Below are 15,993 nucleotides of genomic sequence, written 5' to 3'. Positions count from 1 at the left end.
CACGCGCAGGCAGGCGGGCCGGCACACCCTCCCGTCACACCGGTAACGGCGACATCGGCGTCCTCCGGACGCCACCGCGGCCAAGTGCCGTCCCGACCTGCGCGGAGCCCCCTCGAGCAGTCGTCGGGGAGGCCTCCGGCCCCCCGCTCCTCCCGCTCAGAGCTCCAGGCCGGGGTACAGCGGGTGGGCGGCGACGAGCTCGGACGCCGCGGCGCGGGTCTTCTCCGCCAGGCCGCCGTCGACGACGTACTTGGCCTTGGACGGCGAGCCGTCCCTGGTCGCCGTCGGCGTGGTGTTGGACAGCACGTCGACGATCAGCTCGGCGGTGCGGTCGAACTCCGCCGCGCCGAACCCGCGGGTGGTCAGCGCCGGGGTGCCCAGGCGGACGCCGGAGGTGTACCAGGCGCCGTTCGGGTCGGCCGGGATCGCGTTGCGGTTGGTGACGATGCCGGCGTCGAGCAGCGCGGACTCCGCCTGCCGGCCGGTCAGCCCGTAGCCGGAGACGTCGAGCAGCACGATGTGGTTGTCGGTGCCGCCGGTGACCAGCCGGGCGCCGCGCCGGGACAGCCCGTCGGCGAGGGAGACGGCGTTGTCGACGACGGCCTGCGCGTAGGTGGCGAACAGCGGACGGCGCGCCTCGGCGAAGGCGACCGCCTTGGCGGCCATGACGTGCGGCAGCGGGCCGCCGAGCACCATCGGGCAGCCGCGGTCGACGGCGTCGGCGTACTCGGGCTGGGCGAGCACGAACCCGCCGCGCGGGCCGCGCAGCGACTTGTGGCTGGTGCTGGTGACCACGTGCGCGTGCGGCACCGGGTCGAAGTCACCGCTGAACACCTTCCCGGCGACCAGGCCGGCGAAGTGGCTCATGTCCACGATCAGCGTGGCGCCCACCTCGTCGGCGATCTCGCGCATCGTGGCGAAGTCGACCTTGCGCGGGTAGGCGGAGTAGCCGGCCATGAGGATCAGGGGGCGGAACTCGCGGGCGCGGGCGGCGACCAGGTCGTAGTCGAGCAGGCCGGTCCCCGGGTCGGTGCCGTAGGAGGACTGGGCGAACATCTTGCCGCTGATGTTCGGGCGGAAGCCGTGGGTGAGGTGGCCGCCGGCGTCGAGGCTCATGCCGAGCATCCGCTGGTCGCCGAGGGCGTGGCGCAGCGTGGCCCAGTCCTCGTCGGTCAGGTCGTTGACGTGCCGGACGCCGGCCCGCTCGAGCGCCGGGGACTCCACCCGCTGGGCGAGCACCGCCCAGAAGGCGACCAGGTTGGCGTCGATGCCCGAGTGGGGCTGGACGTAGGCGTAGGGGGCGCCGAAGAGCTCGCGGGCGTGCTCGGCGGCCAGGGCCTCGACGGTGTCGACGTTCTGGCAGCCCGCGTAGAAGCGGTGCCCGACCGTGCCCTCGGCGTACTTGTCGCTGAGCCAGTTGCCCATGGTCAGCAGCACCGCGGGGCTGGCGTAGTTCTCGCTGGCGATCAGCTTGAGGGAGGCGCGCTGGTCGGCGAGCTCGGCGCCGATGGCGTCGGCGACCCGCGGCTCGACCTCGGCGATCACCGAGAGGGCGCTGCGGTAGGCGGTCGACGCGGCGGAGGCGTCGAAGGAGGGGGTCACGTCGCTCATGGGGGCTCCTGGCGGGTGTCGGCGTCAGCGGTGCCCAGGCGCCCGGCGGGGGAGTGCAGGCCGCTCCCCGGTGGTGACCCACCTCGATGCGCCAGTCACGGCCCGCCCGCGATCGTAGCCCCGCGCCGGTCCCGCGGTGGCTGATGCCGCCGGTCCGCCGGCCACGCGCGGTCACGTCCGGGTGAGCTCTCCCTCGGCGTCGTGGCCGAACACCCCGCCGACCATGGTCGCCCGGACCTGCACCTCGCGGATCCGCTCCGGCGCCACCGCCAACAGGTCGTCGGACAGGACGACGAGGTCGGCGAGCATGCCCCTGCCCAGCGTGCCCTTGCGCGTCTCCTCGAAGACGGCGTGGGCGGAGCCGACCGTGTAGGCGCGCAGGGCCTGGTGGGCGGTGAGCGCCTCGCCGGGCGCGATGGGTGCCCCGCCGGCGGACCGGCGGTTCACCATGTCGTGGATGCTCAGGATCGGCTCGCCCGGGACGACGGGCGCGTCGGTCGAGCCGGGCAGCTCGACACCGGCCTCGACGAAGGACCGCATCCGGTAGGCGAGCTCGGTCCGCTCCGCGCCGAGCGCCGCCAGGATCCCGTCGCCGAGCGCGGAGAGGAACCTGCCCTGCGGCACCGGGACCAGCCCCGCGGCGACGATCCGCGCGACCTGCTCGTCGGAGGCCACCCCGACGTGCTCGATCCGGTGCCGGGCGTCGGCGCGCGGGGCCCGTCGCTGGGCCTCCTCGTAGGCGTCCAGGACGACGTCGAGCGCGCGGTCCCCGATGGCGTGGGTGGCGACCTGCCACCCGTTCTCGTGGCTGCTCACGATGGCCTCGTGCAGGGTCGCGGCCTCGGTCTGCAGGAACCCCGCGTTGCCCGGGGTGTCGGCGTAGTCGCAGCACATCGCGGCCGTCCGGCCGATGAGGGAGCCGTCGGACATGATCTTCACCGGTCCGAGGCGGAACCACTCGTCGCCGAGGCCGGTGCGGATGCCCAGGTCCAGACCCCATCCCTCGAGTCCCTCGTCCACCCGGCCGAGCCCGTGCAGGGCGTCGACGAAGGGCATGGCGGTGATCCGCGTGCGCAGCACCCCCCGCTCCCGCGCCGCCTGGAACGCGCGGGCGTCCGCGGGACCGTGCCCGATCATCCGTCCGCCGATCCCGGGTTCGGTCGCGCTCGTGAGGCCGTTGCGCAGTGCCCAGGCCGATGCCGCCCCCAGCGCGGCCACGAGGTCGTCCTGGGGCACCGGGCGCAGGACGTGGCTCACCAGCGCCATCGCCTGCTCCTGCAGGAGACCGGTGGCGACGCCGTCGACCCGCACGACGCTGCCGCCCGGAGGCGCCTCGAGCGCGTCCGGGTCGGGATGGCCCGCCAGGCGGAAGGCCTCCGTGCTGGCGACCGCCATGTGGTTGGAGGCGTGGACCAGGTACACCGGCCGGCCACCGGCGATCCGGTCCAGCGCCTGGCGCGTGGGGTGCTCGCCGATCTTGTTCTGGTCGTAGCCGTTGCCGATGACCCAGGCGCCCTCCGGCTGGGCGGCGGCCCACTCCCCGACCCGCCGGTAGAGCGCGTCGAGGCTGGGGGCGGCCTCGGCGGAGAGGTCGAGCTGCGTCATCTCCCTGCCGAGCACCGAGAAGTGCAGGTGGGCGTCGTTGAAGCCCGGCACGACCGGCGCGCCGCCCAGGTCGTGGCGCACGTCCGCGGCGACCCCGTCGAGTTCCTCGTCGAGGCCGACGACCCGGCCGCCGAGGATGCCGATCGCCGAGGCCGTCGGCCGCGCCGGGTCCAGCGTGGTGATGCGGGCGTTGGTGAGGACGGTGTCGATGCGCATGGGTGCGGTTCCTCGGGGTCGGGGGGTACCGGAGCCGGCTCGCGGCCGCACGGCCGTGCGGGGCGCCCGCTGACGGCGTCCCGCCCGTGATCGTGCGCGCCGGGCACCGGGAGCGGAAGCCCGGCCGGGCACGCCGCCGGCGGGGACCACCTCCGGCGGCCGCCCCGTCCCCCGCCTCATACGCTGGGTGGCCATGGAGACCCTTCAGCCCGCGGACGTGGCCGCGGCCCTCGGCGTCTCGCCGAACAAGGTCCGGCAGCTGATCCGGGAGGGCAAGCTGATGGCGGTGCCGGGGAGCGGCAACAGCCGCATCCCGGCCGACTTCCTCCAGGACGGCGCGGTGCTGCGGCACCTCCCGGGCCTGATCACCGTCCTCAAGGACGGCGGGTACACCGACGCCGAGGTCTTCGACTGGCTGTTCCGCGAGGACGAGTCGCTGCCGGGTACCCCGGTGCAGGCGCTGCGCGACGACCGGCACACCGAGGTCACGCGGCGCGCCCAGGCCCTCGCCTTCTAGCAGAGGCATGGGAAGCGATGCGCACGTCCCGCGGCCCGGGACGTGCGCACCGCTTCCTATGCCCGGCGCCGCGTCCTGAGCCGGACCGCCTGGGCGCTCGCGAGGCGGCGGGCGAAGATCCCCAGCCGGCGCGGCTTGGACACCGTCACGCGGCGGTCGAGGACGCGGTAGTCGGCGCGCTCGATCTCGGTGAGGATCCCGCCGTAGAGCGCGGTCGCCGCCCGCACGCAGTCGCGTGACTCCGGCGCCAGCAGCGGAGTCCCCGGGGCGGCGTCGTCGTAGCGGCGGCGCACGATCGCCACCATCTCCTGCATCAGCGCGCGGAACCGGGCGTCGTACCGCTTGGCCTCGATCTGCTCGCGGGTCACGCCGTGCGCGGCCATGACGTCGGCGGGCAGGTAGACGCGGCCGCGGTCGGCGTCCTCGGCGACGTCGCGCAGGAAGTTGGTGAGCTGGAACGCCTCGCCGAGCGCGATCGCGTGCGGCGCGGCCTCCTCGCGGGCGACGCCGGGCGCGGTGCCGAGCACGGGCAGCACCTGCAGGCCGATCACCGACGCCGAGCCCCACATGTACCGGTCCAGCGCCGCCAGATCGGCGTAGCCGGTGACGGTGAGGTCGCTGGTCATGGCGGCGAGGAAGTCGACGAGGTGCTCGACCGGGATGCGGTAGCGGCGGTAGGTGTGCACGGTCGCCAGCCGCACCGGGTCGTCGGACCAGCCCGCCTCGAGCTCGGCCAGCAGCGCCCGCGACCAGTCGGCGAGGTCGGCCTCGGGGTCGGCGCCGGGGTGGTCGACGAGGTCGTCGGCGGTGCGCGCCGCGGCGTAGAGGGCGTGCACCGCCGGGCGCCGGTCGGCGGTGAGCAGCCGGGTGGCCAGGTGGTAGCTCTTGCCGTGCTCGGCGTTGACCGCGGCGCAGTACCGGTAGGCCGCGTCGAGCCGCTCCTGCCGCTCGGCCGTCGACAGCGGCCGCTCGGTCGCGGTCACGCCGGCACCGGCCCGGTGATCCGCTCGGCGGCGAGCCGGCCGCTGATGACCACCATCGGGACGCCGACGCCGGGCTGCACCGACGAGCCGGCCAGCACCACGTTCTCCGGCCCGCGGCGGGGCAGCGTCGGCGTCCGGAACGGGCCGGTCTGGCCGAAGGTGTGGGCGAGGGCGAACGGCGTGCCGGCGGCCATGCCCTGCCGCGCCCAGGTCAGTGGGGTGTCCACGTGCTCCACCTCGATCGCGTCGGAGAGTCCGGCCCAGCCGCGGGCCTCGAGCACGCCGAGGACCTCCTCGCGGTAGCGCGGGGTCAGCGCGTCCCAGTCGATGCCGGGGTTGCCGCCGCTGTGCGGGTCGAGGTTCGGCGCCGGCGCGACCACGCTGAGCACCTGCCCGCCGTCGGGGGCCAGCGACCGGTCGGTGCGCGAGGGCATGCTCACCAGCAGGCTCGGGTCGCTCATCGGCCGGCCGTTGCGGGTGAGCTCGTCGAAGACCTGCTGCCAGGCCGCGCCGAAGCTGATCGTGTGGTGCGCCTGCCCGGGCAGCTCGTCCCGGACGCCGAGGTGCAGGGTCACGCACGACGGCGAGTAGGTGGGCCGGCGGCGCCGCAGGCCCGGCACCAGCCCTTCGGGGACGTCGGTGGTGACGACGACGGCGTCGGCCGGCAGCCGCTCACCGCCCTCGAGGCAGACACCGGTCACGCGCCGGCCGCGGACGTCGAGCTGCTCGACGGTGGCGCCGTACCGGAACACGACCCCGGCGTCCTGCGCCGCGGCGGCCATCGCCCGCGGCACCGCGCCGATCCCGCCGACCGGGTGCCAGACGCCGGCGCCGATGTCGAGCTGGGCGATCACGGCGTAGGCGGCGATCGCGCGGAACGGCGAGACGCCGGCGTAGAGCGCCTGGAAGCTGAACAGCCGCCGCAGCCGGTCGTCGTCGAAGAACCGGGCGACGTGGCTGGAGAGCCGGCCGAACCCGCCGCGGCGGGCCAGCGCCCACAGCTCCGGGCCGAGCAGGTCCAGCGGGGTGTCGAGGTTGCGGTCGATGAAGGTCCGCAGCTGCAGCCGGTACAGCTCGGCGAGGTCGGCGAGGTAGCGGCGCAGCGCGGCCGCCTCGGCCGGGCCGGCCAGCGTCTCCACCTCGGCGGCGAAGGCGTCGACGTCGGCGTGCACGTCCAGGTGCGAGCCGTCGGCGAACTGCGCCCGGTACGTGGTCTCCAGCGGGACCAGCGTCAGCCGGTCCTCCAGCCGCTCCCCGACGGCGGCCAGCGTGTCGGCCACCAACTCCGGCGCGGTGAACACCGACGGGCCCGTGTCGAGGACGTAGCCGTCGCGCCGGACCACGCCGGCGCGCCCGCCGGGACCGTCGCCGCGCTCGACGACGGTGACCTCGCGCCCGGCGCCGCGCAGTCGCAGCGCGGTGGCCAGCCCGGCGAGGCCGGCCCCGACGACGACGACCCGGTCGGTTCTCCCTGGGACCGTGCGCACGCTCAGGCCGCGCGCGTGGTGGCGGCGACGGCGAGCGCGTCGAGGGCGGCGCGGGCCTCCTCGGCGATCGGTGCGTCGGCGATGGCGCCGCGGGCGGTGGCGGTCCGCTCGGCGATCCGCTCCTCGACCCGGGCGCGGGCGCCGGTGGCCTCGATCAGCGCGCGCAGCGCCGCGAACTGCTCCTCGCCGGCGTCGGGGTCGCCGAGGGACTCGCGCAGCAGCCGCCGGCCGTCGTCGTCGGCCTCCTCCTCGGCCAGCGCGATGAGCAGCGTCTGCTTGCCCTCGCGCAGGTCGTCGTCGGCGGACTTGCCGGTGACGGCGGGGTCACCGAAGACGCCGAGGACGTCGTCGCGCAGCTGGAAGGCCTCGCCCAGCGGCAGGCCGATGGCGGTGTAGACGTCGGCCGCGCGCGGGCCGGCGCCGGCGATCGCGGCGCCGAGCTGCAGCGGGCGCTGCACGGTGTAGCCGGCGCTCTTGTAGCGGGCCACGGTGAGCGCGCCGTGGGCGCCGGGCAGGCCGCCGGCGGCGCGGAGCAGGTCGAGGTACTGCCCGGCGGTCACCTCGGTGCGCATGGTGTCCCAGACCGAGCGGGCGCGGGCCAGTGCCGGGCCGCTGATGCCCGAGCGGCGCAGCAGCTCGTCGGACCACACCAGCGCGAGGTCGCCGACGAGGATGGCCGCGCCGACCCCGAAGGTCGTGCCGTCGCCGGACAGGCCGCCGTCGCCGTGCCGGGTGGCGAACCCGACGTGCGTGGCCGGGCGGCCGCGGCGGGTCAGGGCGCCGTCCATGACGTCGTCGTGGACCAGGGCGCTGGCGTGCACGAACTCCAGGGCGGCGACGGCGCGGAGCACCGCGGCGTCGTCCTCGGCGGGGCCGCCCAGGTCCTCGGTGACGCCGCGCCAGCCCCAGTAGGCGAAGGCCGGCCGCAGCCGCTTGCCGCCGTCGGCCAGGGCGCAGACCTCGTCGACGACCGGCGTCAGCGACGGGTCCATCGCCGCCAGCGTGGTGCGCTGCTCCTCGAGGAAGCCGGTCAGCGCCGCCGACACCGCGCCGCGGACCCGGCCGAGGTCGGCGGCCTCGAGGGACGGGGCCAGGGGCCGGACGACGGGGTTCCGCTGCGCCGCGCCGGTGATCACCCGGCCAGTATCGCCCCATCGAGTCGCGCGCGTCCTGTCCAGGGGGTGGGGCTGCCTGCTCACCGGCTCCTCCTCGGGGTGGTCGTCCGGGGGTCTTCCGCCCAGGACCGCGGAGCGGATGCAGGGGCGCGCCCGGTCCCCGCACGTACCCTCGGTCCCCGTGACCCCAAGCGTCCGCGAGCTGCTCGCCTCGTCGCGGCCCACCTGGTCGTTCGAGTTCTTCCCCGCCAAGACGCCCGAGGGCGACGCGCAGCTGTGGACGGCGCTGCGCCAGCTCGAGCGGCTGCAGCCGTCGTTCGTGTCGGTCACCTACGGCGCCGGCGGCTCCACCCGCGAGGGGACCGTCGCCGTCACCGAGCGGATCGCCGCCGAGACGACGATGACACCGCTGGCGCACCTGACCGCGGTCGACCACTCGGTCGCCGAGCTGCGGCACGTGGTGAGCCGGCTGGCCGCCGCGGGCGTGCGCAACCTGCTGGCGCTGCGCGGTGACCCGCCGGGCGCCGATCCGCAGGCCGACTGGGTCAAGCACCCCGAGGGCCTGGAGTACGCCTCCGAGCTGGTGGAGCTCATCCGCTCGATGGGCGAGTTCTCCGTGGGCGTCGCGGCCTTCCCCGAGCGGCACCCGCGCTCGCCGGACCTCGACACCGACGTCGAGATGTTCGTGCGCAAGTGCCGCGCCGGCGCCGACTTCGCGATCACCCAGATGTTCTTCCGCGTCGAGGACTACCTGCGGCTGCGCGACCGGGTGGCCGCCCGTGGGTGCGACGTCCCGCTCATCGCCGGCGTCATGCCGGTGACCAACGCGCGGCAGATCGCCCGGATCGTGCAGCTGTCGGGCCAGGCGTTCCCCGAGGAGCTGGCCGCGCGCTTCGCCGAGCTCGACGGCGACGCCCCCGAGGACAAGGTGGCGGTGCGCGCCTACGGCGTCGAGGTGGCGACGGCGATGTGCCGGCGGCTCCAGGACGAGGGCGTGCCCGGCATCCACTTCATCACCATGAACCGGTCGACGGCCACGCGTGAGGTGTTCACCAACCTCACCGACGCCGGCACCGGTGTCTCGGTCCCCTCCACCCTGGCGGGAGCGCCGGGCGCCCGCTGAGGCGCCGTGGTGGTTGTCGCGCCCCGGTTCCCGGTGGGAGCCTTGCCGGGCGCGCGGGAGCCGAGGGGCCCTGCTCCCGGGCCCGCCCGGCTCCCGACCCCCGACCGGCCCGCGACGCGGCTCGACTCCGCAGCGGGGCTGGGAGGGTCGGATGGCGCACCGCGAGCGGACACCGGCCGGGATCGCCCTCGCGGCGGGCCTCGGGATCGTCCTGGCCGGCGCGTGCACGGCCGACCCCGGCGGCGGACCGGCTCCGGTACCGGCCGCGCAGGCCGTGCGGGACCTCCCGGCGGGGGTCCGGTCGGACCGGTGTCCTGCCGACCCGGCGGACCTCGGTGAGCTGGAGTTCAGCACCTCCGCCCTGCGGGTCCTCGAGGGCGCCGGTGAGCGGGTGGCGATCGTGACCCGCTCCGGCGACGGCCGGGGTGAGGCCACCGCGCGGGTGACGACCGCGGACGGGTCGGCGACGGCGGGGGCGGACTACACCGAGCCCCGGGACGGCGTCCGGTTCGCCGACGGCGACGCCACGGTGACGCTGGTGCGGGTGCCGGTCGTCGAGGACCTCGTCCACGAGGAGGACGAGACGCTGACGGTGTCGCTGGAGGACCCGGTGTGCGCGACGCTCGGGGAGAGGTCGACCCTCGAGCTCACCGTCGTCGACGACGACCCGGTGGCCACCTTCGAGATCGCCGGGACGGTGAGCGGCCTGGAGGGCGACGGGCTGGTGCTGCGCAACGGGGTCTCCGACGACGCGATCCAGGTCGACGGGCCCTTCGTCCTCTCCCGGCCGCTCGCCGCAGGGGACCGGTACGACGTCACGGTCGCCACCCAGCCGTCCGGCCCGCTGCAGTCGTGCACGGTGGCCAACGGCAGCGGGGTGATGCCCGCGGCCGCCGTCACCGACGTCCTGGTCTCCTGCACCACCGACGCCGCGATCGGCTTCCTGGACCCCGACTTCGGGGTGGCCGGCATCGTCACCACGCCCGGCCTCCGCGGGGTCCTGGCCCTGGCCGTCCAGGACGACGGGTCGCTCCTCGCCCTCGGGACCTCGGGCCTGACCCGGTACCGGTCCGACGGGGAGCTCGACCTCGGGTTCGGGCTCGGCGGCACGGTCGCGACGGGCCTGTCGACCGGCTTCCTCGGTGACGCCGGCGACGTCGCCGTCGCACCCGACGGGTCCGTCCTCGTGGCCGGGATCGTCGACCACCGGGGCTCCACGGGCGAGGACTTCGCCGTCCGGCGCTACGACCGCGACGGCGTCCCGGACGCCGGCTTCGGGTCCGGCGGGGTCGTGACGACCGACTTCGCGGGCGGCTCCGACCGTGCGTACGCCGTCGCCGTCGGGCCCGACGGCAGCGTCGTCGTCGCGGGCCACGCCGCCGGCCCGTCGGGCTCGGACCTCGCCCTCGCGCGCTACACCCCCTCCGGCGCGCCCGACCCGGCGTTCGACGGGGACGGGCGGGTCACCACCGACTTCGCCGGCGGGGCCGACCTCGGCCTCGCGCTCGCGCTGCAGGCCGACGGCGCGCCGGTCGTCGCCGGACGGGTGTCCGACAGCCGCGGCTTCCGGGAGGACGTCGGGGTGGTCCGGTACCGCGTCGACGGCGCGCCGGACCCGACGTTCGGGGAGGAGGGCCGGGCGACCGTCCGGTTCGCCGGGTCGTCGACCGCCACGGCCGTGACCCTCGACGACCAGGGGCGGGTGCTCGTGGCCGGTCACGCGCAGGGCGGCTTCTCGGCCACGCGCAACGACTTCGCCCTCGCGCGGCTCGACGCGGCGGGGGTCCCGGACGTCTCCTTCGACGGGGACGGCCTGGTCACCACGGACTTCGGCGGGCCGCCGCCCGCGTCGGCGCACGACGAGTACGCCCGGGGTGTGGTCGTGCAGCCCGACGGCCGGATCGTCGCGGTCGGGGTGGCCGAGCTCGACACCGGTGGGGACGTGGCCGTGTCGCGGTACACCGCCGATGGCGCCCTGGACCCGTCCTTCGGCGTGGGCGGGCGGCTGACCGTGGACGTGCACGGCGGGTTCGACCAGGCCGCCGACGCCGCCGTGCAGGCGGCCGACGGCCTGGTCCTGGTCGGCGGTTCGGCGGTCAACGGGGCCGCCGTCGAGAACGCACTCCTCCGGCTCGCGCCGTGACCGCGGCGGTGCCGGGTGTGCCGGGGTGCCGCCGGGACGGCAGACGGGAGACGGGCGGATGACCGAGTGCGCAGTACTGCTGGACGGCTTCGTCACCGAGACGGGGCGCGCCGAGCACGCCCTGGCCGAGGTGAAGAGGCTGATCGAGGCGTTCGGCACCCTGGCCGACCAGGGGCTCCAGATCGAGTCCGACGAGAAGGCGCTGGAGGCGCTGGTCTCCGAGATCGACGCCGAGATCCGGGACCTGCGTGCGCAGCAGGAGCAGGACCGCCTCGAGCGGTTCGCCGAGATCGACGAGCTGCTCGCCGCCATCACCGAGAGGCTGAACGAGATCCAGGCGATGCTGGACGGCGGTGCGGACCTGCCACCCGCGCCCCCGGACCAGGTCGGGGCACTGCTCGCCGAGGCGCAGCGCCTGGGCGAGGAGCGGGACCAGCTGCTCGGCGAGCAGATGCTCCTGGCCGCCGGGACCGGTGACCCCGGCGGCCGTCAGGCCGCGATCGACGCGAGGACTGTCGAACTGGCGGAGACGGCCCGGCTCCTGGAGGAGAACCGGCAGGAGCGCGCCCTGGTCGCCGAGCTGCAGCTGGCCAACCACGCCGCCCAGCAGGAACTGACGGCGACACAGCGGGCCGCGCTCTCGGCCGCCGGCGACCTCCGGAGCGAGGCGGCCGCGGCGGGTTGCGACTGGGCCGTCGACGACGGCGGGGAGGACCCGGTCGACCCCGGCGAGGACCCGGTCGACCCCGGCGAGGACCCGGAGGACCCGGAGGACCCGGAGGACCCGGAGGACCCGGAGGACCCGGAGGACCCGGAGGACCCGGAGGACCCGGAGGACCCCGAGGACCCGGGCGGGGACTCGGGTGGCGGCTCCGGGCGGTGACGCCGCGCGGGGGCTACCCGCTGGCGACGCCGTCCAGGACCGCGGCCGCGCGCCGCGTCCTCACGTGACCGTGACCCGGCGGCCGGGCTCGAGCAGCTCGGCCGTCCGGCGCGCGGCCCGGCGCAGTGCCTCGCGCTCCGCGGCGTAGCCACCCAGGACGCCCACGACGGGCAGCTGGGCGAACGCCCGCGCGCCGAGGCGGCCCTTCGGGCGGGCGTCGAGCGCCTCGTCGATGCGGCTGAGCAGCCGGGCGGCCCGCCAGATGGTCCGGATGACGCCGACCAGCCCGGCCCGCTCCTCGCGGGCGCCGAAGGCGGCCTCGGCGTAGCTCCCGCGGACCCGCTCCAGCAGCGGTCGCGCCTGCTCGGGGGACAGGGGGCGGTCGAGCAGCACCTGCGACAACAGCGAGACCCGCTCGGCCGGGTCGGTGACGCCGTGCTCGCCGGCCACCCCGAGCACCACCAGCGACTGCACCGCCGTCCCGACGGTGTTCTGCAGCGGCAGCAGGTCCGCGATCCGGCCGGCCAGCCGCGGCAGGCCGCCCCCGACGGCACCCATCTGCGCCGCCCGGGTGGCCCACCACGCGTCCCGTTCGGCGGGAGGCAGGTGCGGCGGACGGCCCAGCCGCCGCACGAGGGGCGCGGTGAGGCGGTCGAGCCGGCGCAGGACGTCGACGACGACGGCGTCACTGAGGGGAGGGGCCATGGGATCTGGGCTACCCGCCACGCGGCGCTCGTACCGTGGGAGAGACGTCGCCGTCCGATGCAATACACAGTGCATCACATCGGGCCTAGACTCTCGCCGTGCCGTCGTTGTTGCAGATCAGGGACGTGCCCGACGAGGTCCGTCGGGCACTCAAGGCGCGGGCGGCGGAGAGGGGCGAGTCCCTGAACCGCTACCTGCTCGGGCTCCTGGAGCGGGAGACCGCCCGGCCGACCGTCCGCGAGGTGCTCGCCCGCGCGGCCGGTCGGGCGGAGCCGGCCGGTGAGTCCGCGCTCGTGGCGGTGCAGGCCGAGCGGGACCGGCGGGACGCGGCGCTCGACGAGGCCGTCGGGACGCGGTGATCGTCGTCGACTGCGCCGCCCTGGTCGACGTCCTGACCGGAGTCGAGGGCAGCGGCGAGCTGCGCGACCGCCTGCTGGACGAGGACCTGCACGCGCCGTCCCTCGTCGACTACGAGGTCGTGTCGGCGCTCCGCGGCATGGTCCGCCGCGGTGCCCTGGACGCCGCCCGGGCCGCCGCCGTCCTCACCGACCTCGACGACCTCCCGATGAAGCGGTGGCCGGCCCACGCAGAGCTCCGGAGGCGCGCGTGGGAGCTCCGGGACGCGGTCTCGGCCTACGACGCCGCGTACGTGGCGCTGGCCGAGGCGCTCGACTGCCCGCTGGTCACCCGCGACGTGCGGCTGGCCCGGTCGTCCGGCCACACCGCGGTCGTCGAGGTGCTCTGAGGGGATGCGGGCCGGTCGTAGCGTGGCTCGCATGTCGCGGCACGGGCGGGCCCGCCGCTGGTCGCTCGTGGTCGCGCTGGTCGCCGTCCTCGCGTCGCTGCCCGCGGTGGTGGGCGCGCTGCCCGCCGACGACGCCGACGTCGCCGCCGCCGACCTGCGCGACGCCGTCCTCGCCAGCGACGGCGTCGGCTTCTCCGGGTACGCGGTCTCCGCGGGCGGGCTGGCGCTGCCGGTGGGCGACCAACTGCCCGCCGTCGCCGACCTGCTCAGCGACCGGACGGCGCTGCGGGTGTGGTGGCGCGGACCCGCCGAGCACCGCGTCGACGTCGTGTCCGCGGCGGGGGAGACCGGCGTGCACGTCGACGCGGGCGGCTCGTGGACGTGGGAGTACGAGTCGGCCACCGCCACCCGCACCGCACCCGCGGCGCTCACCCTGCCCGCGCCGCCGGACCTCGTGCCGGCGACCCTCGGCCGGCGGCTGCTGTCGGAGGCCGCCGACGAGGAGCTCTCGCGCATCGGCGCCCGCCGCGTGGCCGGCCGTGACGCGCTCGGGCTGCGGCTGGTGCCCGCCGCGCCCGCCGCCTCGGTGGCCCGGGTCGACGTGTGGGCCGACGCGGGCACCGGCCTGCCGCTGGCCGTCGAGGTGGTGGCCGAGGACGCGTCGGTCCCCGCGCTGGACACCCGGTTCCTCGACGTCGACCTCGCCGTCCCGCCGGCCGAGGTCGTCGCGTTCACCCCGCCGGCCGACGCCCGGGTGCGGACCGGCCAGGACGCCGAGGGGCTGCTGCGCGAGGCCGGCCGCCGGCTCGCGCCCGTGCCGCTGCCCGGCGAGCTGGCCGGCCTGCCGCGGCGGACGCTGGCCGGGGCGCCGGAGGCCGTGGGCCTCTACGGCAGCGGCGTCACCCTGCTCGCGGTGGCGCCGATCCCGGCGCGGCTGGCCTCGGCGATCCGGTCCACGCTGGCCGCCGCCCCCGACGCGGTGCGCGACGAGCGCGGCACCCGGGTCGCGGCCGGCCCGCTCGGGCTGATGCTCGTGGACGCGCCGGGCGCGGGCACCTACGTCCTCACCGGCACGGTCACGCTCGACGCGCTGGCCGACGCCGCGCAGACGCTGACCGGGGGACCGTCGTGACGTCGGTGATCGTCACGCGGGACCTGGTCAAGCAGTACGGCCGGGTGCGCGCCGTCGACGGCATCGACCTCGACGTGCGCGCCGGCGACGTCTACGGCTTCCTCGGCGCCAACGGCTCGGGCAAGACGACGACGGTCCGCATGCTGCTCGGGCTGGTGCTGCCCACTCGCGGGGACGTCGAGCTGCTCGGTGAGTGGATGCCGCGGGCCGGACGCCGTGTGCTGCCGCGCGTGGGCGCGCTCATCGAGGGGCCGGCGCACCACCGGCACCTGTCCGGCGCGGCCAACCTGGCACTGCTCGACGCGGCCGGGCCGGGCGGGTCGCGCCGTACCCGCGGACGCCGGATCGCCGAGGTGCTCGACCAGGTGGGGCTCAGCGGCGTGGGGCGGCGCAAGGTCGGCGCCTACTCCCTCGGCATGCGCCAGCGCCTCGGGCTGGCCGGGGCCCTGCTGCGGCGGCCGGAACTGCTGGTCCTCGACGAGCCGACCAACGGCCTGGACCCCCAGGGCATCGCCGAGGTGCGGGAGCTGCTGCTCGATCTGCACCGCGGCGGGACGACGGTGTTCCTCTCCAGCCACCTGCTGGCCGAGGTCGAGCAGCTGTGCAGCCGCGTGGGCGTGCTCGACCGCGGGCGGCTGGTGCTGCAGGACGAGATGGCCCGCCTGACCGCGCCCACCGGCGCGACCGTCGTCGACACCCCGGCGCCCGAGCGGGTGCGCGCGGTGCTCGACGGGCGGGTGCTCGCCACCGACGGCGGGACGGTGGTGGTGCGCGGGACCGACCCCGCGGAGGTCAACGCGCTGCTGGTCGGCGCCGGCGTGCCCGTGCGCGGCCTGGCGCTGCAGCGGCCCACGCTGGAGGAGGTGGTGCTCGCCGCAGCGGGCACCAGCGCGGACCGGGTGGAGCGCGCGTGATCGGGGTCGAGCTGCGCAAGACGTTCGGCCGGCCGCGCACGTGGGTGACCATCGCGGTCCTCAACGCGCTGCCGGTGCTGGTGGCGGTGCTGCTGCGGCTCACCGACCTCGCGCCGCGGCCGGGCGAGGGCCCGCCGTTCCTGTCCGCCGTCCTCACCAACGGCCAGCTCTACCCGCTCGCGGCGCTGGCCATCGTGCTGCCGCTGTTCCTGCCGATCGCCGTTGCGGTGGTCAGCGGGGACGCCGTCGCGGGGGAGGCGCAGGCCGGGACGCTGCGCTACCTGCTCGCCCGCCCCGCCGGCCGCACCCGGCTGCTGGTGGCCAAGCTCCTGGCGGTGCTCGCCTTCGTCGTGGTGACGGTGGTGGTGGTCGCCGCCGTCGGCTACCTGGTGGGCACGCTGCTGTTCGACGCCCGGCCGGTGGCCGCGGGGACGTCGGTGTCGGGGACCTCGTTGACGCCGGAGCAGCTGGCCGGGCGCACGGTCATGGCCATCGGCTACGTGGCGGTGTCGATGCTCGGCGTCGCGGCGTTCGGGCTGTTCTTCTCCACGCTCACCGACTCGCCGCTGGCCGCCGCCCTCGGCGCGCTGGCGGTGCTGGTGACCTCCTCGCTGCTGTTCACCCTCGACGCCGCCTCGCCGATCGCGCCGTACCTGCCGACGCGCTACTGGCTGGCGTTCGTCGACCTGTTCCGGGACCCGGTCCTGTGGCGCGACGTCGTCCGCGGGCTGGCGCTGCAGGGCGTCTACGTCGGGGTGCTGCTGACCGCCGCGTGGGCGAACTTCGCCACCAAGGACGTCACGAGCTGACCGGC

General features: G+C 76.3%; 15 protein-coding genes and 1 riboswitch. Of the genes, 9 read left to right on the top strand and 6 right to left on the bottom strand.

All coding sequences use genetic code 11. From position 1 onward, the window contains the following. Positions 1-156 precede the first annotated feature (156 nt). Both FN207_RS10250 and FN207_RS10245 read right to left on the bottom strand, forming a co-directional pair. On the bottom strand, positions 157-1,611 hold the full coding sequence (locus FN207_RS10250) for a glycine hydroxymethyltransferase (RefSeq protein WP_185938275.1): 1,455 nt from the start codon (positions 1,609-1,611) through the stop codon (positions 157-159). A gap of 25 nt (positions 1,612-1,636) precedes the next feature. Further along, positions 1,637-1,720, bottom strand: a riboswitch (ZMP/ZTP riboswitch). Positions 1,721-1,782: 62 nt separating this feature from the next. Beyond that, positions 1,783-3,432, bottom strand: coding sequence for an amidohydrolase (locus FN207_RS10245; RefSeq protein WP_142458390.1), 1,650 nt, complete (start codon positions 3,430-3,432; stop codon positions 1,783-1,785). 193 nt (positions 3,433-3,625) lie between these two features. On the opposite strand from FN207_RS10245, the gene FN207_RS10240 reads away from it, so the two are divergent. Continuing rightward, entirely contained in the window at positions 3,626-3,949 is a 324-nt protein-coding gene (locus FN207_RS10240) for an Rv2175c family DNA-binding protein (RefSeq protein ID WP_142458389.1), read from the top strand. A gap of 56 nt (positions 3,950-4,005) precedes the next feature. Here FN207_RS10240 and FN207_RS10235 read toward each other — a convergent pair whose 3' ends face one another. The 3 genes from FN207_RS10235 to FN207_RS10225 are packed head-to-tail and all read right to left on the bottom strand — an operon-like array spanning position 4,006 to position 7,555. Further along, positions 4,006-4,932, bottom strand: a complete 927-nt coding sequence (locus FN207_RS10235; protein ID WP_142458388.1) for a phytoene/squalene synthase family protein — start codon at positions 4,930-4,932, stop codon at positions 4,006-4,008. Further along, entirely contained in the window at positions 4,929-6,419 is a 1,491-nt protein-coding gene (gene crtI, locus FN207_RS10230; protein ID WP_142458387.1) for a phytoene desaturase family protein, read from the bottom strand. The genes FN207_RS10235 and crtI overlap by 4 nt, the downstream gene beginning before the upstream one ends. A 2-nt stretch (positions 6,420-6,421) precedes the next feature. Further along, positions 6,422-7,555: a polyprenyl synthetase family protein gene (locus FN207_RS10225; RefSeq protein WP_142458386.1), complete on the bottom strand. Its 1,134-nt coding sequence runs from the start codon at positions 7,553-7,555 to the stop codon at positions 6,422-6,424. A 160-nt stretch (positions 7,556-7,715) separates the two neighbouring features. On the opposite strand from FN207_RS10225, the gene metF reads away from it, so the two are divergent. The 3 genes from metF (at position 7,716) to FN207_RS26235 (ending at position 11,683) form a co-directional block, all read left to right on the top strand. Continuing rightward, positions 7,716-8,657 carry a methylenetetrahydrofolate reductase [NAD(P)H] gene (gene metF, locus FN207_RS10220; RefSeq protein ID WP_221888131.1) on the top strand — a complete coding sequence of 314 codons (942 nt, stop codon included), beginning with the start codon at positions 7,716-7,718 and terminating at the stop codon, positions 8,655-8,657. 151 nt (positions 8,658-8,808) lie between these two features. Further along, positions 8,809-10,800, top strand: a complete 1,992-nt coding sequence (locus tag FN207_RS10215) for a Calx-beta domain-containing protein (protein WP_142458384.1) — start codon at positions 8,809-8,811, stop codon at positions 10,798-10,800. Positions 10,801-10,858: 58 nt separating this feature from the next. Further along, entirely contained in the window at positions 10,859-11,683 is an 825-nt protein-coding gene (locus tag FN207_RS26235; protein WP_185938274.1) for a hypothetical protein, read from the top strand. Between the two features lie 60 nt (positions 11,684-11,743). Here FN207_RS26235 and FN207_RS10205 read toward each other — a convergent pair whose 3' ends face one another. Next, entirely contained in the window at positions 11,744-12,388 is a 645-nt protein-coding gene (locus FN207_RS10205; RefSeq protein ID WP_142458383.1) for a hypothetical protein, read from the bottom strand. Between the two features lie 98 nt (positions 12,389-12,486). Here FN207_RS10205 and FN207_RS10200 point away from each other — a divergent pair, with 98 nt between their 5' ends. The 5 genes from FN207_RS10200 to FN207_RS10180 are packed head-to-tail and all read left to right on the top strand — an operon-like array spanning position 12,487 to position 15,988. Beyond that, the gene (locus tag FN207_RS10200; protein WP_142458382.1) at positions 12,487-12,747 is read left to right on the top strand and encodes a FitA-like ribbon-helix-helix domain-containing protein; all 261 of its coding nucleotides are present in this window, start codon (positions 12,487-12,489) and stop codon (positions 12,745-12,747) included. Further along, complete coding sequence (locus tag FN207_RS10195) at positions 12,744-13,133, top strand: type II toxin-antitoxin system VapC family toxin (protein ID WP_142458381.1); 390 nt, start codon at positions 12,744-12,746, stop codon at positions 13,131-13,133. Before FN207_RS10200 ends, FN207_RS10195 begins: the two co-directional genes overlap by 4 nt. A 31-nt stretch (positions 13,134-13,164) precedes the next feature. Beyond that, the gene (locus FN207_RS10190) at positions 13,165-14,265 is read left to right on the top strand and encodes a transcriptional regulator (RefSeq protein ID WP_246065961.1); all 1,101 of its coding nucleotides are present in this window, start codon (positions 13,165-13,167) and stop codon (positions 14,263-14,265) included. 5 nt (positions 14,266-14,270) lie between these two features. After that, positions 14,271-15,179, top strand: coding sequence for an ABC transporter ATP-binding protein (locus FN207_RS10185; protein ID WP_185938273.1), 909 nt, complete (start codon positions 14,271-14,273; stop codon positions 15,177-15,179). After that, the gene (locus FN207_RS10180; protein ID WP_142458379.1) at positions 15,176-15,988 is read left to right on the top strand and encodes an ABC transporter permease; all 813 of its coding nucleotides are present in this window, start codon (positions 15,176-15,178) and stop codon (positions 15,986-15,988) included. The genes FN207_RS10185 and FN207_RS10180 overlap by 4 nt, the downstream gene beginning before the upstream one ends. Positions 15,989-15,993 lie beyond the last annotated feature (5 nt).

This window comes from Geodermatophilus aquaeductus (genome assembly GCF_900182545.1).
Taxonomy (GTDB): Bacteria; Actinomycetota; Actinomycetes; order Mycobacteriales; family Geodermatophilaceae; genus Geodermatophilus; species Geodermatophilus aquaeductus.
The sequence above is the reverse complement of the archived record's forward strand: the minus strand, read 5'-3'. Positions and strand labels throughout refer to the sequence as shown.